Raw genomic sequence first — 15823 nt, forward strand, 5'->3', positions numbered from 1 at the left:
ATCCGCCCTGACCTGCGAAAACACCCCGGCGGGTGGCGAGTTGGCGCAGACCCCCGCCGCGATGTGCGAGTGCCGCGCACCAGGGGATGACACAGGTACGCGGCACTGTCACGAGCGTACGGGATCTACTGGCCGACGCGTCCCGGCTGGAGCACCTGGGTGAACAGCACCGTGCCGTCCTGCTCGCGCAGCCGCACCGTCAGCTCACCGCTGTGGCCGTCGATGTCGACCTCGCCGAAGAACTGGTAGCCGCCGGCGGGGGAGACGTTCGCGGTGGTCGGCGCCTTCACGAACACCCGCTCCGGACCGAAGGTGTCGTCGAGCGTGCTGGCCGGGAAGGCACCCGCGTTGAGCGGACCCGACACGAACTCCCAGAACGGCTCGAAGTCGGAGAAGGCCGCCCGCGCCGGCTGGTAGTGCTGGGCGGAGGTGTGGTGGACGTCGGCCGTCAGCCACACCGTGCCGGTGATCCGCCGGTGCTTGATGAACCGCAGCAGCTCGGCGATCTGGAGTTCACGGCCGAGCGGGTTGCCCGGGTCGCCCTGGGCGACGGCCTCGATGTTCGGCTTGCCGTCGCCAGTGTCCGGTACGACCAGGCCCAGCGGCATGTCCGAGGCGATCACCTTCCACACCGCCCGGGAGCGGGACAGCTCGCCCTTGAGCCACTTGAGCTGCTCCGCGCCGAGGATGCCCTGGGCGTCGGTGGTCTGGTTGTCCGTGGAGTTGGCGTTGCGGTAGGTGCGCATGTCCAGCACGAACACGTCCAGCAGCGGCCCGTGGTGGACCGTGCGGTACACCCGGCCGTCCGGGCGGCGCAGCGTCGAGATGGGGAAGTACTCCGAGAACGCCTGGCGGGCCCGCCCGGCCAGGACGTCGACGCTCTTCTCGGTGTAGCGGGTGTCGCCGAGGATCTCGCCGGGGTACCAGTTGTTGGTCACCTCGTGGTCGTCCCACTGGATGATGGAGGGGACCTGGGCGTTGAACCGCTTGAGGTTGTCGTCGAGCAGGTTGTAGCGGAAGTTGCCGCGGAACTCCGCCAGGGTCTCGGCGACCTTGGACTTCTCCTCGGTGGTGATGTTCCGCCAGGTGCTGCCGTCGGGCAGCGCGACGGACGACGTGATCGGCCCGTCGGCGTAGATGTTGTCGCCGCTGCACAGGAAGAAGTCCGGGTCCAGCGCGCCCATCGCGTTGTAGATGGTGTAGCCGCCGAATTCGGGGTTGATGCCCCAGCCCTGCCCGGCCAGGTCGCCGGACCAGACGAACCGGATGCCGTCACGCCGCCGTGCGGAGGCGGTACGGAAGGTGCCGGTGACCGGCTCGCCCGTGCGGCGCGGGTCGTCCGGGTCGGCGAGCAGCACACGGTAGTGGATCTGCTCGCCGGACGGCAGGCCGCGCAGCCGGGTCGTGCCGGTGAAGTCCGTGTCCGCGCCGAGCAGCGGGCCGCGCCATCTGCGGGGGTTGCGGAACGACTCGGTCGCGGACGTCTCGACGATCATCCTGGCGGGCCGGTCGGAGCGCACCCACACCAGCCCCGAGTCGCTGGTCACGTCGCCCGCCTGCACGCCCCAGCCCGCCTTGGGACGCCCCGAAAGGGCGAACGCCGGCGCCGAGCCGAGTGCCGTGGGCAGGGTCAGGGCCGCCGACGCGGCGAGCGAGCCGCGCAGGACGCTGCGGCGACCCGGGAACGGACGGTGTGACATGGGGGCCTCCAGTGGCGGGATCCGGCCAGTGTGCAGAGCCACAACTACTGGTGCGCCGCAGCGCACACGGAAACCACAAGTGAACAACTGACCGCATACGCAAGGGAACAGACACGTCATGCGGGAGTCACGCCGAGGTGTCTCTGCGGTCACCCGCCCGTGGTCGGGGCGGGGTGGCGGCTGCCCGGTTCACCTGCCCATGGCCGGGCGCAGGCGCGCGATCGCGGTCATCGCCGACCCGTCGCCGCCGCACGGGCCATCAGCCGTACGCCGTCTTGGATCCGCGCGGGCGACAGATGGGCGTATCCGAGCACAAGCCGCACGCCCGGCTCCTCGACGTCGTCGGCACCCGGGTGCGCGTAAGGCGAGTCCCCGGCACGCGCGTGTGCATAGTCCGTAAGCGGCCGCACCGCCACACCGGCCGCGCCCACGCGCGCGAGGAACCGTTCCTGAGGCCCGTACGGCTCCGGCAGCGCGGCGATGACGTGCAGGCCTGCCGCGATCCCGGTCACCCGCGCGCCCGGGAAGTGCTCCTCCAGCGCGGCGACGAGGGTGTCGCGACGCTCCCGGTACGCGCGCTGGCAGCGCCGCAGCTGACGGTCGTAGTCGCCGCGCTCCACGAACCGGGCGAACAGCGCCTGATCCAGGGTGGGATGACCGAGGTCCATGGTCCGCTTGCGCTCGACGACGTCCTCGGCCAGCGCCTCCGGTACGAGCAGCCAGCCGAGCCGCAGTCCCGGCGCGAGCGACTTGCTGACCGACCCGGCATACGCGACGCGCTCCGGATCGAGCCCCTGGAGCGCGCCCACGGGAGCGCGGTCGTACCGGAAGTCTCCGTCGTAGTCGTCCTCCAGGACGAACCCGTCGACGGACCGCGCCCAGTCGAGCAGTTCGGCACGGCGATCGGCCGAGTAGGCGATGCCGGTGGGAAACTGATGGGCCGGCGTCGTGACGACGCAACGCACGCCCGACTCCCGCAGCGGGCCGATCGAGAGCCCCTCGTCGTCCATGGGCACGGGCACGGTGGTCACCCCGGCGGCCGCGTACAGCGAGTCATGCTGCGGACTCCCCGGGTTCTCGACGCCGACCTCGCGCATCCCGCGCGCGTGCAGCACGAAGCCGAGCACCGTCGTCGCCTGCGACACCCCGGAGACGATCACGATCCGCTCCGGGTCCGCGACCACGCCCCGGCGGCGCGCCAGCAGTTCGGCGAGCGCCGTGCGCAGCCGGGGCAGCCCGCGCGGGTCGGGATAGCCGAGCTCCTGGTGCGGCAGCTCGGCCAGCACCCCGCGCTGTGCCGCCGCCCACGCGGCGCGCGGGAACAGCGACACGTCCGGCGTCCCGGGGACGAAGTCGGCCCGCGCGCCGGTGGAGCGTGGCGCGAGGTCACGCGCGCGTGGCCGGGCGGCCCGTACGGCATCGCCCACCCAGGTCCCGGCGCCCCGGCCGCTGCGCAGATAGCCCTCCGCCGTCAACTGCTCGTACGCCTCGGTGATCAGCCCGCGCGACACCCCCAGGTCGGCGGCCAGATCCCGGCTCGACGGCAGTCGCGTCCCCGGCACCAGCCGCCCCGACCGCACGGCCTCCCGCAGCGCCGCCTGGAGGGCACGTCCACGCGCGCGTGCGGGCGCCGACGCGGCGGGCACCAACAGCTCCCAGGCGGGGGAGACGGCGCGCGGGTCCGGATTGGTCTGCGATGACGTCATGAATGTGGACCTTAATCCGGACCGCCGCACTTCCTAGCGTCGCTGCCATGAACGCCAACTCCACGCGCGGCGCCCTGCTCGCCGCGTTCGCCTGCGTCCTCGTCGGAGGGTCCTTCACCGCCAACAGCCTGCTCGGCGACTACCCGTACGCGGGCGGCCAGTTCCTCCGCTACGCCCTGGCGTGCCTGCTGCTCCTGCCGCTCGCCGGGCCGGGTTCCGGGGCCCGGCTCCGCGCGCTCACGGCCCGCCAGTGGGCCCGCCTCGCCCTGCTCGCGGCCCTCGGCATGGTCGGCTTCAACCTCGCCGTCATCGCCGCCGAACGCACCGCCGAACCGGCCGTTCCCGGCGTTTTCGTCGGGTGCGCACCCGTCGTCGTGGCCGTGCTCGTGCCCGTCCTGGAGGGGCGCAGGCCCCAACGCGTCGTCCTGAGCGGCGCGTTGCTCGTCGTGGCCGGCGCCTGCACGGTCCAGGGTTGGGGGCGCACGGACGGCACCGGCATCGCCTTCTCGGTGTGCGCGCTGGTGGGCGAGGTGGCGTTCGCCGTGCTCGCCGTACCCGTCCTGCGGCCGCTCGGCCCGCGTCTGCTGTCCGCCACCGTGTGCGGCGCCGCGGCCGTCGAGTCGGCGGCGGCCGGGGTGATGCTCGACGGCGCCGCCTGGCTGCGCCGACCGGACGCCACCGAGACCGCGGCCCTGCTGTGGCAGGCGGCGATCGTCACCGTCGTCGGCTTCGTGTGCTGGTACATGGGCATGCAGCGGATCGGCGCCGAACGGGCCACGCTGTTCTCCGGACTCATCCCCGTCGCCGCGGCCTGCACCGCCCCGCTCGTCGGAACCGGTTCCTACGGCGTAGCGCAGGCCGTGGGCAGCGCGCTGGTCGGCGCCGGAGTCGTCCTGGGATGCCGTACGCGCCCATCGCCCCCGCGATACGAGGGGTTGCCTGCGTTGGCGCGTAAACAGGTATGAAAGCCCGCAGGGAAGGAGCCGGCTGAAGCCCGCCCCTCGCATCGCACGCGCATTCCTGGAGCCCCGTGGACGCCAAGAACCGATTCGAGACGAAGACCACCTTCGCATTCTCCCGAATGGAATGGCTGGCCTTTCTGGTCGTTTCCCTCGTGCTCGCTTTTCAGCACCTTTCGGAAATCCGCTGGGGCGTCTTCGTGGCGCTCTTCGCGGTGATCGACGTCATCGGCTACATTCCCGGCGCGATTCGCTACCGGCGCAGCCCGGACAAGCGCATCGCACGCGGCTATTACGTGGCCTACAACATCATGCACAGCCTGGTCACGGCGGGTGTCATCGCCGGGGCGTGGGTCCTGTTCGCCGGGCCGGAATGGGCCCTGCTCGCCCTGCCCATCCACCTCCTGGGGGATCGAGCCCTGTTCGGGAATTCGTTCAAACCCTTCGGTGTCGCCTTCGAACCGGAAACACACCCCGCCTATCGACGGTTCGAGCAGCAATACCGGACCGAATTCGCCGAAGAGGCCCGGCGTCAGGAGGAGGGCTCACGTGTCGTCCGTGCTTGACACCCTCACCGAACACAGCGACAACCCCAGTTCCTTTCTCGCCCTGAACAGTGGGAACGAATATTTCCGCGACGAGCCGATCGACGGCGTGTGCGCCTATCGCCGCGCCGGACGCCATGTCCTGCAATTCGGCGGCCCGTTCACCGCCCCCGAACACCGGGCGCGGCTGCTGGACTCCTTCGTCACACACGCGGGACGACGCCTGGTCGCCGTGCAACTCCAGCGCGAGGACGCCGAGCTGTACGCCGGTCAGGGCTTCACGGTCAACCAGATCGGGGCGTCGTACGCCGTCGACCTCGCCCGTTTCACCCTGCGCGGCTCACGGTTCGTGCGGTTGCGGAACAAGATCTCGCGGGCCCGGCGCGCGGGTCTGGAAGTGGCCGAGGTCCACCCCGGCGACGACGGCGCCGAACTGGACCGGGTCGACGAGCCCTGGCTCCGCGAAAAGGGCCGGCACGTCAAGGAGCTGCAGTTCCTCGTCGGCCAGCGGACCGGGCCGCTGCAACGCCACCGCCGGCTCTTCGTCGGGCGCGTCGACGGCGAAGCGGTCGGCTACATCAACTACTCGCCCGTCTACGGCAGCCGCCCCGGCTGGCTGCACGACCTCAGCCGGCGAAGGCCCGACGCGCCGCCCGGCGTGATGGAGGCACTCAACGCCACCGTCATGGAACGTCTCGTGGCCGACGCCGCCGCCTGGCTGCACTTCGGCTTCACCCCGTTCACCGGGCTCGACCAGGAACACGAAGTACCCGGCCACAGCCGGATGTTCGCCCGGTTCGCCCGACTGCTCGCCGAGCGCGGCAAGGCGATCTACCCCGCCGCCTCCCAGCTCGAATACAAGGAGAAGTGGGCCCCGCACGTGGTCCTTCCGGAGTACATCGCCTTCCTGGGCAGGCCGCGCGTCCCCGCAGTGTGGCAACTGCTGCGCGCCACCAACGCCGTCTGACGCCGCTGCGCCCACCGGCGCACGGCCACGCCACCGGGCCGCCCTCCCGCGCCGCCGTATGCCTGATGACCACCCCCCACCCCGGAGGACCGCAACCGCATGAGATTCCTCGAGCGCGAACGCACCACCCTGGCCAAGCTGCTGCCGGACCTGGACCCGGCCCTGCGCGAGACACCGCTCATGGAGCTGGAGCGGCGGGACAGCCCCGGCATCCGGTTCTTCCGGGACAGCGGCGGGCCGGGGCTGCTGGTCCCCGAGGCCCATCAGGGCCGGGGAGCCACGGCGTTGGACGCGGTGCGTGTGCAGCGGGCCATCGGCAGCCGCTCGCCGTCGCTGGCCGTGGCGACCACCATGCATCACTTCTCCATGGCCACACTCGTCGGCCTGGGCGACCGGGGCACAGGACTGGAGTGGCTGCTGATCGAAGGAGTGGCGGCCGACAACCGCGTCATCGCCTCCGGCTTCGCCGAGGGACGCCGCGGCGCCGGCATCCTCGAACCGACGATGACCGCCAAGGTCACCGAGGACGGCGTACACATCAGCGGCGTCAAACGGCCGTGCAGCCTGGCCCGCTCCATGGACGTGCTGACCGCCAGTGTCCTCGTGCCCCGCGAGGACGGGCAGGGGGACGAGCTCGCGGTCGCTCTGGTGCCCGCCGAGAGCGAAGGCGTCGGTGTCAGCGGCTTCTGGTCCAGCGCCTTCCTGGCCGGCGCCGAGAGTGACCAGGTCACCCTCACCGACGTCGTCGTACCGCCGGAGCTGCTGCTGCGTACCGCGGCCACCGCCCAAGGGGGGATCGACGAGCTCCAGACGGCCGGGCTGATCTGGTTCCAGCTGCTGATGACGGGCAGCTACCTCGGCGCCGCCTCCGCCCTGGTCGAACGGGTGCTGCTCAACGACCGGATCCCCGAGCACGAGCGCGTACGGCTCTTCGTGGAGACCGAGGCCGCGGCGGCCGGCGCCGAGGGCCTCGCCCGCCGCGTCGACGACGGCGACCTCGGCGAGTCCGCGCTCGCCCAGGCGCTGTACGTCCGCTACGGCGTCCAGGACGTCATCGCCCGGGTCGCCCCGCGCGCGGTCGAACTGCTCGGCGGGCTCAGCTTCATGACGTCCGACGATGTCGGCCATCTCGCAGCCTGCGCCAACGGACTGTCCCTGCACCCGCCGTCCCGGGCCAGGATGACCGGCCCCTTCGCCGACTACCTGGCCGACCGGCCGCTCGCGGTCGCCTGACCGGCGCCCGCACCCACCGCCCTGTGCCGGCCGAGACCTGTTGAGGGAGCACACCCATGCCGCGACACCTCCCGCGTCCCACCGCCCCACCCGCCCCGAGGACCGGCGCACGCGACCGCCCGACCCTGCTGCTCACCGGAGGGACCGGCGTCCTCGGGCGGGCCCTGATCGACGAGTTGGCGGCCGACTTCGACCTGCTCTGCCTGCGCCGCAACCGCCCCCTGGGCGACCCGCGGGTGCGTGAGCTGCGGGGCGACCTCCTCGCCCCCCGCCTCGGCCTGAGCGCGCTCGCCTGGCACGAACTCGCCCTCGAAGTGGACGTCGTCCTGCACTCCGCCGCCGAGACCAACTGGCGCATGCCGCCCGCCGACATCGAACGGACGAACATCCTCGGCACTCAGGCCGTGCTCGACCTGGCCGCCCGCGCCGACGCGCCCCTGTACCTGGTGAGCACCGCGTTCGTGGCCAGCGCCCCGAGCGAGGAGGACGCGCGGCGCTTCCCGGGGGCCGCCGCCTATCTGGCCTCCAAGACCACGGCCGAACAACTGGTGCGCGAGGCCGACCTGCCCGGCGCGATCGTGCGCCCGTCCGTCGTGATGGGCGACTCCACGACCGGCCGGATCGCCGGCCAGCAGGGCCTGACCAAGACCCTCGGCTCGATGGTCCTGGGACAGGTGCCGGTGCTGCCCGGCGCGCCCGACGCCCGCGTCGACATGGTCCCGCAGGACTACGTCACCCGGGCCGTCGGCGACCTCGTCCGCGGCGGGGTGAGCAGCGGCGAGTTCTGGCTCACCGCCGGCCAGGACGCGCCCCGGGTGCGCGAGATCGCGGACACCTGCGCGGAGTTCGCCGTACGCCGCGGCCTGCCCGCACCGCACCGGCCCCGGCTCATCCCCGTCGAGGCGGTGCACCGGCTGTTGCTGCCCATGCTGGAGGGCACAGCACTGCCCCAGGCCACCCGACGCAGGTTCCAGCACTACGCCGAGCTCCTGCTGGTCTTCCAGCGCGAGCTCCCCTTCGACACCTCGCTCGGCCGGCCGCACTGCGGCACCCGCCTCAGCCACGCCGGCATCCGGGCCGCGCTCGTACGCAACCTGGAGAGCTGGGCCGACGACCACCCGGCCCTCCTCGCCCGCCACCGCACCGCCCGTACGACCCCGACCGAGGTGGCCTCATGACGATCTCCCCGGACACGACGGCCGTACCCGCACAGGACGTCACAGCCGAGTCCACCACCCTCGACCTGTACCTGCGCCACATCGGCTCCGGCCGAGCCGTCATGGGCCGCGTGCTCGGCGGCATGTCCGAGGTGCTCTCCGAAGGCCCCTGGATCCACACCGACGACGGCCGCAGGCTCCTCGACTTCGGCGGCTACGGCGTCTTCATCCTCGGCCACCGGCACCCGGCCGTCGTCGAGGCGGTGCACCGGCAGATCGACGTCCACCCGCTGGCGAGCCGGGTCTTCCTGGAGCCCGTCGCCGGGCGCGCCGCTCAGGCGCTGGCCGCCCACACCCCGCCGGGTCTGGACTACGTCCACTTCGTCAACTCCGGTGCCGAGGCCACGGAAGCCGCCCTGAAGCTGGCCCGCGCGCACGGCCGCAACGCGATCGTCACGACCCGCAAGGGCTTCCACGGCAAGACGCTCGGCGCCCTCAGCGTCACCGCCAACGCCACCTACCAGACGCCCTTCCAGCCGCTGCTGCCCGACACCACCCAGGTCGCCTACGGTGACGCCGGCGATCTCAAGCAGGCGCTGGCCGCCCGTCGCGACCGGGCCTGCGTCATCCTCGAACCGGTGCAGGGCGAGGGCGGCGTACACATCCCGGAGCCCGGCTATCTCACCGAAGTCGCGGCCCTGTGCCGGGAGTTCGGCGCGCTCCTCGTCGTCGACGAGATCCAGACCGGGATGGGCCGGCTGGGCACCTGGTGGGGCGTGGACGCCGAGGGGATCCGCCCGGACATGCTGCTGGTCGGCAAGGGGCTCAGCGGCGGCGTCGTACCGGTCGCCGCGATGGTCGCCACGGCCGAGGCGTACGCCCCCTTCAGCCGTGACCCCTATCTGCACACCTCCACCTTCGGCGCCTCCCCGATCGCCTGCGCCGCCGCCCTCGCCGCCGTCGAGACCATGGAGCGCGAGGACACCGTGGCCCGCGCGGCGAGCCTCGGCGCGCGCATTCTGGCCGGCGTGCGGGCCACCTGTGAGCCGTACCGGGAGATCCTCGTCCAGGACGTGCGCGGACGCGGGCTGCTGATCGGCATCGAGTTCACCGAGGACCGGGCGGTCGGCGAACTCCTGCTGGAACTCATCGCACGCGGCGTCCTCGTCAACCACTCCCTCAACTCCACCCGCGTGCTGCGCCTGACTCCGCCCGCCGCCGTGGCGGACGACGCACTCGATCTGTTCTTCACCAACTTCGCCGAAGCACTGCACACGACGGCCGCCCGTATGGCCGGGTGAGCCCGCGGCCCGGCAACTCGTCGTACCGGAACCGGAACCAACCCAGGAAAGGAACCGAACGACCCATGCGTCATGTGGTCCTGCACGCGATCGCCCACGGCTCGCAGCCGGCTGCCGTGTACCACCGCATCACCGACTTCCGCCGCTATCCCGAACTCACCGACACCGTGCGCGAGGTCCGCGTGGACACGCTGGCCGACGGTTCGGTGGTGTCGGACTGGACCGTCTCCTTCCGCGACGGGCTGATGCGCTGGAGGGAACGCGACACGTTCGCACCGGACACCCTCACGCTCACCTTCGAGCAGCTCAGCGGCGACTTCCAGACCTTCGAGGGGAGTTGGCGCTGCGAACCGCGCGACGACGGCACGCTCGTCGTGTTCACCGCCGCCTTCGACCTCGGCATCCCGACCCTCGCGGAGATCCTCGACCCCGTCGCCGAGTCCACCCTGCGGACGAACATCGCCCGCATCCTGGCGGGCCTGGTGGGCGCGGAGGTGATCGATGAGTGCGCCGCCACCGCTCACGGCTGACCCCTCCCCGTACGACGACCCCCTGCACGACGAACCCGGCCCCGGCGCCGCCCGCTGTCTCGGCCTCTACGCCAAACTGGCCGCCGGCGTGAGCGTCGTGACGGCCCGGGGCGAGGACGGGCCCCTCGGGATGACGGTCTCCGCCGTGACCTCGCTGTCGGCGCGGCCACCGCTGCTCCTGGCCTGCCTGCGCGACGGCTCCCGCACCCTCGCCGCCGTCCGGTCCCACGGCGCCTTCGCGGTGCACCTGCTGCGCGAGGAACAGCACGACCTCGCAGGCCGGTTCGCGAGCCCGACGACGCCTGCCGCCCAGCGCTTCGCCGGTACGGACACCCGGCAGGTCCTCGGCGTCCCGGTGATCGCGGGCGCGCTGGCCTGGTCGGTGTGCCTGGTGAAGGACGTACGCCGCTACGGCGACCACCACCTCGTCGTCGGTCAGGTCGCCGCCGTGCACGTGGGCGGCGGGCGCCCGCTGCTGTGGCACGACCGCCGGTTCAGGACGCTCTGCAAACTCGTGCCGGAGGGCGCCGAATGACGCCGCCGGCGCACGGAACCCCGGCCTGGGACCTGCCCGACCTGCCCGCCCAGCCCCCGCTGCACGGCACCGGCACGGCGGACGTGGCGGTCGTCGGGGCCGGTCTGGCCGGCCTCGCCTGCGCCTACCACCTGGCCGAACGTGCCCCCGGCCGCGACATCGTGGTGATCGACGCCGAGGGCCCCGCCGCCGGGGCCAGTGGCCGGGGCACTGGGCTGCTGGGCCCGCGAGCCGGGCCCGCGATCGACCGCGCCGTACGCCGGCACGGGCCCTGGGCCGCACGCCGGATGCATCTGGCGAGCGTACGGGCGGTGCAGGAGGTCCTCGACCTGTGCGGGCGGCTCGACCTGCCGTGCGCAGTGCGGCCCGGCGCGCAGATCATGGCGACACGCGCACCGGCCGGCCTGGCGTCACTCGACCGGCAGGCCCGGGCCTACCGAGCGCTGGGCCTGGACGTGCCGGAGCTGTCCGGCGCCCAGGTACGCGCGCGCGTGGGCGTCCCGTACACCGCGGGGCTGCTGCACCGCACCGCCGCCACCCTCGACCCGGCTGCCCTCACCAGTGCCCTCGCCCGTGCCTGCGCCGCCAACGGCGTGCGGTTCCACGGGCGCAGCCCGCTGCTGGCCGTGCGCGCGGGGGAACGGGGCGGCTGCGAGCTGCTCTTCCCGCACGGCCGGCTCCGCGCCGGGCAGGCGGTACTGGCCGTCAACTCCGCCGCCCGGTCCCTCGCCCTGCCGGTCGGCACGATCCTGCCGCTGGAGGTGTACGCCGTCGCCACCGCGCCCGTGAGCGACGCGGCGTACGAGGCGCTGGGCGGGCACGAGGGGTACGCCGTCGTCGACGCCTTGCCGATGGCCCCCTACTTCCGGCCGCTGCCCGACGGCGGGCTGGTGGCCGGCGGCGGCACGGTCACCCTGCCCGCCGGCCTCGGCGGCCCTCGGTTGCGCGCCGCGCGCGAGCGCGCCTGGGCGTGGCTGGGCCGCTGGGTGCGGTCCCTGCACCCCGAGCTGGCCCACCTGCCCGTCACCCACCGATGGTCGGGCCGCGTCGGCATGACCGGCGACGGGCTGCCGGTGGTCGGCCCCGTCCACGGCCTGCCCGGCTTCTGGTACATCGGCGGCTGCTGCGGCCACGGCCTGGCGATGTCGGTGGCCCATGGCGCACACGTCGCCGCGGCCCTCTCGGGGGAGCCGGAACCCACGGACCCGCTGCCCTGGCACCGCTGCGCCGCCCCGCGCATGCCGGTGAGCGGACCCGCCCGCCCCCTGCTGCGGACCTACCTGGACGCCCTCGGCCGGGCCACGCGGCGCACCTGCTGATCCCCACAGCCCTGTTCCCCCACACGGAGGTCGTTGCATGACCCGACGTTCCCTCGGCAGCGGCGGCTGCCTGCCGCCGACGCTCCGGATGGGCGCCGCCGACGTCGCCTACCACCTGGCCATGCGCGGCAGACCGCTGCCGGTCGTCTTCATGTTCACGTTCGGCGGCCGGGCGCCGACCCTGGACGCCGTACGCGCGCGCGTGGCCGAACGCGCCCACCGCGTCCCGGCGTTGCGCTACCGCATCGCCCGGGACCGCCCGGTGTTCCGGCGCGTCGACGGGATCGCCGTGGAACAGCACGTGCACGAGGTGTGGCTGCCCGAGGACGCCGACGAGGCGGAAGCGGCGCGGATGATGCTGACCCGGCCCATGAACACGGGTGAACGGCCGTGCTGGGACGTGTGGCTGGTCCACGGGCCCGCGGGCGGCCACAGCCTGTGCTACCGAAGCGACCACACCATCCAGGACGGCGTCGGCGCGGCCCACACCGTCCGGGACCTCCTCGACGACCACCCCCAGGGCGGCCCCGCGGCCCACCACCCCGGCAGGCCGACCGGCCGCGGCCTGGCCGACGCCCTCGCGGACGCCGTGGGCGGCTTCCGCGCGCCCACCGCCAAACCGGCCTTCGACGGGGCGAGCAGCGGCCGCACCACGCTGTGCCGGGTGCACACCCCGCTGGCCAGGCTGCGCGCCATCGCCCGCGCACACGGCGGCACCGTCAACGACGTCTACCTCGCCGCCCTCTCCCACGCCGTCCACGCCTGGCACATGAAGGCGACCGGAGCGCCGCATCCGCCGCTGCCCGTAGCGGTCCCCATGTCGGTGCGGGCGCCCGGCGAGGAATGCGCCCCCGGCAACCGGATGGTCACCGCCCGGCTCCTGCTGCCCTGCGACGAGCCGTCACCGCACCTCACCCTCGCCCGGGTCGCGGCGGCCACCGCCCGCTGGCGCGCCACCCGGCGCCGCGACGCCGTCCGCATGCTCCTGGCGGCAACGCCACGGGCCCTCGGCGCGCGCGTCGGCACCCGGATGGTCAACGGCGACGTCGTCTCCGGGCCGGCCAGCAGCGTGAACTCCGGTGCCGCCCTAGTCCACCAGGGGGCCGCGTCCGACAGCGCCGCGGTCTTCACCGGCCTGGCGGCCGGGATCCGCTGTCTGACGACGCTGACGAGCCAGCACGACACCTCCTGCCTCACGATCGTGCACGACGAAACGCTGGCCACCGCCGACGAACTCCCGGACCTGTGGCTGGCCGCGCTGCTGGAACTGGAACGGGCGTAGCGCGCCGTACGGCGGCAAAGGCAGGAGCCCCTGGCAGTACCGCCCGGGGCTCCTGCCTTGTGCCGGTCACTTCTTCAGCGTGCCCGTCGTCAAGAACGCGCACTTGGCCGCGGCCTCCGTGAGCAGCGGCAGATACGGGGAGAGCCGCTGGATCACATACGGCAACGTGAAGAGATCGGCGACGCGGGCCTCCCAGCCCCGCTCCGCCCACCAGGCCTCGGGGTCGGCGAGTTGCCAGTTCCAGGCGATGCCGGTGGTGGACAGGGCCTCCAGGAACGGCGCCACGAACGCAGTGGAGGCCGCCTCGGCGTTCACGCACTCGGCGCCGAACGTGCTGCCGGGCGCGGAGAGTTCCGTCATCGTGGCGACGACGGACGTCACCGCATCGGGCTGGAGGTGGTAAAGGAGTGTCTCGCTCAGCCACGCGGTGGGCCGGCGCGGATGGAAGCCCGCCGCGAGCAAGTCGTCGGCCCAGGACCCGGTCGGGTCGACACCGACCGTGCTGCGCCGCCCGCACGTGGGGCGGTTCCAGTCCAGCACCCGGTCCTTGAACTCCAGCACGGCGGGGGCCTCGACCTCGAAGACGTGCACCCCGGTCGGCCAGTGCAGCCGGAAGGCGCGGGTGTCGAGTCCGGCCCCGAGCAGCACCACCTGACGGCAGCCCGAGCGGGATGCCGTGAGCAGGTGCTCATCGAAAAAGCGGGTGCGCACCACGGCCCAGTCGGGCAGCAGACGTTGCAACGGGCCGTCGCCGGGGGGCCCGCCGCCGAACCGGGCGGCGTGCAGGAAGTCCGCGGCCCAGGGGTCGAGCACGTACGGCGTGTCCCGGCCGCACTCGGCGGCATGCGCGGCGGCAGTCCACAGCGCGACGTGCGGGAGGCCGTACGACGGTGAGGCGCCCTCGGCAAGGGTGGCGTCCGGCGCCGACGGTGGCTGCGGGCGTGTGGTCTCGGGCAAGGAGAACCTCCCTGTGATCAGCGGGTTCGAAGGGTCAGCCGGGGGAGCGGCGGGTGAGCGGTTTCGACGGTCAGGTGGAGCGGCGGCGGGCGAGCAGGAAGGCCAGCGCGCCCAGGGCGACCATGCCGCCGGAGGGGCGCGTGGGACGCTGGCCGCCCATCGCGGCCGTGGTGCGCGGTTCGTGGACCTGCAACGCGAACTGGCGGTTGGCGATGTCGCCGAGCACACCACGCATCTGCTCGGGGCTGGTGACCGCCGCGAGCAGCAACTCCATCGAGTTGCGGGCGAACTGGTGCCGCCCGAGGAACTCGCGGCCCAGCGAGAACAGGATTTTCGGCACCTCGCCCTGGAACACCTCCGGCAGCGTGATCTCGGGGGCGAGGCAGCGCACCGAGCCGTCCAGGTTGGCGAAGGACTTGCCGAGCAGCGACACCGCCGGCGGTGAGCCGATGCCCCGCTTCGTCGCCTTCGCGAGCACGGTCGTCAGGGACACCCCGAAGTTCATGTCCTCCAGCGACAGATGGGAGACCTTGGGCACGAAGGCGGCCATGTCGGCGGCGAACGCGGGCATGTTGGACCACGACGTCACCCGGCCCATCTCGGCCCAGTGGTGCGCGAGCCCGGCGCCGTCGTTCTGCGCCAAGGTCATGAACAGCGGCAGCAGTTGCAGACTGGTACGGCGGTCCAGGCGGCCCACCATGCCCCAGTCGATCAGCGTCGCGGGCCCGCCCGGCACCGCGAAGACGTTGCCCGCGTGGGGGTCGGCGTGGAAGACGCGGTGCACGAAGTACCCGTGGTACATGAAGCGCAGCAGGTCCCTGCCGATCTCGATGCGCTCGTCGTCGGTGAAGTGGGCGCGGTCGACGTGCCGCACCGACGTCCCCGGGGCGAGCGACTGGACCAGGACCCGGGGGCTCGCGTGCAGCACCCTGGGCACCTCCAGCGTGCGGAAGGGCCGTACGAACTGCCGGGCCTCGTCCATGTTGCGGGCCTCGCCGGTGAAGTCCAGCTCCGGCTCCATCGCGTCGAAGACGGAGCCGAGCATCGCCTCGACGTCGATGACCTCGTTGAAGCGTGGCGCGACACGGGCCACGATCCGGGATGCCCGGCGCATCAGCGCCATGTCCGCGAGCACGCCCTCGCGGATGCCGGGGCGCTGGATCTTGACCACGGCCGGCCGGCCGCCGGGCAGCGTCACCCGGTACACCTGGGCGAGGGAGGCGGCGCCGAGCGGGGCGCTGGTGTCGATGTCGTCGAACCGCCGCTTCCAGTCGGGGCCGAGGTCGCCGGCCAACACGGCTTCGAAGGCCGGGAACGGCTGGACGTCCACCTCGTCGTGCAGGTTCTGGAGCTCGTCCCGGATCGACTGCGGCACCATGTCGGGGCGGGTGGACAGAATCTGCCCGAGCTTCACATAGAAGGGACCGAGACTCTCCAGGGCGTGCCGCACGGCCTTGGCCCGCCGTTCCTCGGCCCCGGCGGAGCCCGCGCCGCCCTCCGCCGGCCCCTCCTGCCCCTGTCTCGTACGTCTGCGCAGCCGCGTGGCCTGCCCGACCTCGTCGACGACGAGGCTCCCCAGGACCTTGACCACCAGCCGCAACCGATCCCCGACGACAGACGCCATCGTGAGTG

Annotated in this window: 14 protein-coding genes; 10 read left to right on the plus strand and 4 right to left on the minus strand. The window is 73.0% G+C overall.

Annotated features, from left to right (window positions below; genetic code table 11):
* Positions 1–125: 125 nt before the first annotated feature.
* Together EAO75_RS25565 and EAO75_RS25570 are read right to left on the minus strand one after the other, a co-directional pair.
* Entirely contained in the window at positions 126–1700 is a 1575-nt protein-coding gene (locus tag EAO75_RS25565; RefSeq protein WP_147997360.1) for an alkaline phosphatase D family protein, read from the minus strand.
* Between the two features lie 227 nt (positions 1701–1927).
* Positions 1928–3406, minus strand: coding sequence for a PLP-dependent aminotransferase family protein (locus EAO75_RS25570; RefSeq protein ID WP_147997361.1), 1479 nt, complete (start codon positions 3404–3406; stop codon positions 1928–1930).
* Between the two features lie 47 nt (positions 3407–3453).
* On the opposite strand from EAO75_RS25570, the gene EAO75_RS25575 reads away from it, so the two are divergent.
* From EAO75_RS25575 to EAO75_RS25620, 10 genes are all read left to right on the plus strand, one after another.
* Positions 3454–4371, plus strand: a complete 918-nt coding sequence (locus EAO75_RS25575) for a DMT family transporter (protein ID WP_147997362.1) — start codon at positions 3454–3456, stop codon at positions 4369–4371.
* Positions 4372–4436: 65 nt separating this feature from the next.
* Entirely contained in the window at positions 4437–4931 is a 495-nt protein-coding gene (locus EAO75_RS25580) for a hypothetical protein (protein WP_147997363.1), read from the plus strand.
* Positions 4915–5877, plus strand: coding sequence for a bifunctional lysylphosphatidylglycerol flippase/synthetase MprF (locus EAO75_RS25585; protein ID WP_147997364.1), 963 nt, complete (start codon positions 4915–4917; stop codon positions 5875–5877). The genes EAO75_RS25580 and EAO75_RS25585 overlap by 17 nt, the downstream gene beginning before the upstream one ends.
* 99 nt (positions 5878–5976) lie before the next feature.
* Complete coding sequence (locus EAO75_RS25590) at positions 5977–7110, plus strand: acyl-CoA dehydrogenase family protein (RefSeq protein ID WP_147997365.1); 1134 nt, start codon at positions 5977–5979, stop codon at positions 7108–7110.
* A gap of 56 nt (positions 7111–7166) precedes the next feature.
* Positions 7167–8288 (plus strand): SDR family oxidoreductase, encoded by a 1122-nt coding sequence (locus tag EAO75_RS25595; protein WP_147997366.1) that lies wholly within the window; start codon positions 7167–7169, stop codon positions 8286–8288.
* Positions 8285–9568: an aspartate aminotransferase family protein gene (locus EAO75_RS25600; protein WP_147997367.1), complete on the plus strand. Its 1284-nt coding sequence runs from the start codon at positions 8285–8287 to the stop codon at positions 9566–9568. The genes EAO75_RS25595 and EAO75_RS25600 overlap by 4 nt, the downstream gene beginning before the upstream one ends.
* A 65-nt stretch (positions 9569–9633) precedes the next feature.
* A complete protein-coding gene (locus EAO75_RS25605; RefSeq protein ID WP_147997368.1) occupies positions 9634–10098 on the plus strand; it encodes a type II toxin-antitoxin system RatA family toxin in 465 nt (154 codons plus the stop codon).
* Complete coding sequence (locus EAO75_RS25610; protein WP_147997369.1) at positions 10070–10633, plus strand: flavin reductase family protein; 564 nt, start codon at positions 10070–10072, stop codon at positions 10631–10633. The genes EAO75_RS25605 and EAO75_RS25610 overlap by 29 nt, the downstream gene beginning before the upstream one ends.
* Positions 10630–11952 (plus strand): NAD(P)/FAD-dependent oxidoreductase, encoded by a 1323-nt coding sequence (locus tag EAO75_RS25615; protein ID WP_147997370.1) that lies wholly within the window; start codon positions 10630–10632, stop codon positions 11950–11952. The genes EAO75_RS25610 and EAO75_RS25615 overlap by 4 nt, the downstream gene beginning before the upstream one ends.
* Positions 11953–11989: 37 nt before the next feature.
* A complete protein-coding gene (locus EAO75_RS25620) occupies positions 11990–13234 on the plus strand; it encodes a wax ester/triacylglycerol synthase domain-containing protein (protein ID WP_147997371.1) in 1245 nt (414 codons plus the stop codon).
* Positions 13235–13300: 66 nt separating this feature from the next.
* On the opposite strand, the gene EAO75_RS25625 is transcribed toward EAO75_RS25620, so the two are convergent.
* Together EAO75_RS25625 and EAO75_RS25630 are read right to left on the minus strand one after the other, a co-directional pair.
* Positions 13301–14191: an SAM-dependent methyltransferase gene (locus EAO75_RS25625; protein ID WP_147997372.1), complete on the minus strand. Its 891-nt coding sequence runs from the start codon at positions 14189–14191 to the stop codon at positions 13301–13303.
* A 70-nt stretch (positions 14192–14261) separates the two neighbouring features.
* Positions 14262–15815: an ABC1 kinase family protein gene (locus EAO75_RS25630; RefSeq protein ID WP_147997373.1), complete on the minus strand. Its 1554-nt coding sequence runs from the start codon at positions 15813–15815 to the stop codon at positions 14262–14264.
* Positions 15816–15823 lie beyond the last annotated feature (8 nt).

It is taken from the genome of Streptomyces sp. UW30 (assembly GCF_008042075.1).
Taxonomy (GTDB): Bacteria; Actinomycetota; Actinomycetes; order Streptomycetales; family Streptomycetaceae; genus Streptomyces.

What these genes read in the sequence shown, in the direction of transcription:
- EAO75_RS25615 (WP_147997370.1), top strand. Translation starts at nt 10,630, where the DNA reads ATGACGCCGCCGGCGCACGGAACCCCGGCCTGGGACCTGCCCGACCTG.
- EAO75_RS25570 (WP_147997361.1), bottom strand. Translation starts at nt 3,406, where the DNA reads ATGACGTCATCGCAGACCAATCCGGACCCGCGCGCCGTCTCCCCCGCC.
- EAO75_RS25590 (WP_147997365.1), top strand. Translation starts at nt 5,977, where the DNA reads ATGAGATTCCTCGAGCGCGAACGCACCACCCTGGCCAAGCTGCTGCCG.
- EAO75_RS25605 (WP_147997368.1), top strand. Translation starts at nt 9,634, where the DNA reads ATGCGTCATGTGGTCCTGCACGCGATCGCCCACGGCTCGCAGCCGGCT.
- EAO75_RS25600 (WP_147997367.1), top strand. Translation starts at nt 8,285, where the DNA reads ATGACGATCTCCCCGGACACGACGGCCGTACCCGCACAGGACGTCACA.
- EAO75_RS25575 (WP_147997362.1), top strand. Translation starts at nt 3,454, where the DNA reads ATGAACGCCAACTCCACGCGCGGCGCCCTGCTCGCCGCGTTCGCCTGC.
- EAO75_RS25595 (WP_147997366.1), top strand. Translation starts at nt 7,167, where the DNA reads ATGCCGCGACACCTCCCGCGTCCCACCGCCCCACCCGCCCCGAGGACC.
- EAO75_RS25620 (WP_147997371.1), top strand. Translation starts at nt 11,990, where the DNA reads ATGACCCGACGTTCCCTCGGCAGCGGCGGCTGCCTGCCGCCGACGCTC.
- EAO75_RS25610 (WP_147997369.1), top strand. Translation starts at nt 10,070, where the DNA reads ATGAGTGCGCCGCCACCGCTCACGGCTGACCCCTCCCCGTACGACGAC.
- EAO75_RS25565 (WP_147997360.1), bottom strand. Translation starts at nt 1,700, where the DNA reads ATGTCACACCGTCCGTTCCCGGGTCGCCGCAGCGTCCTGCGCGGCTCG.
- EAO75_RS25630 (WP_147997373.1), bottom strand. Translation starts at nt 15,815, where the DNA reads ATGGCGTCTGTCGTCGGGGATCGGTTGCGGCTGGTGGTCAAGGTCCTG.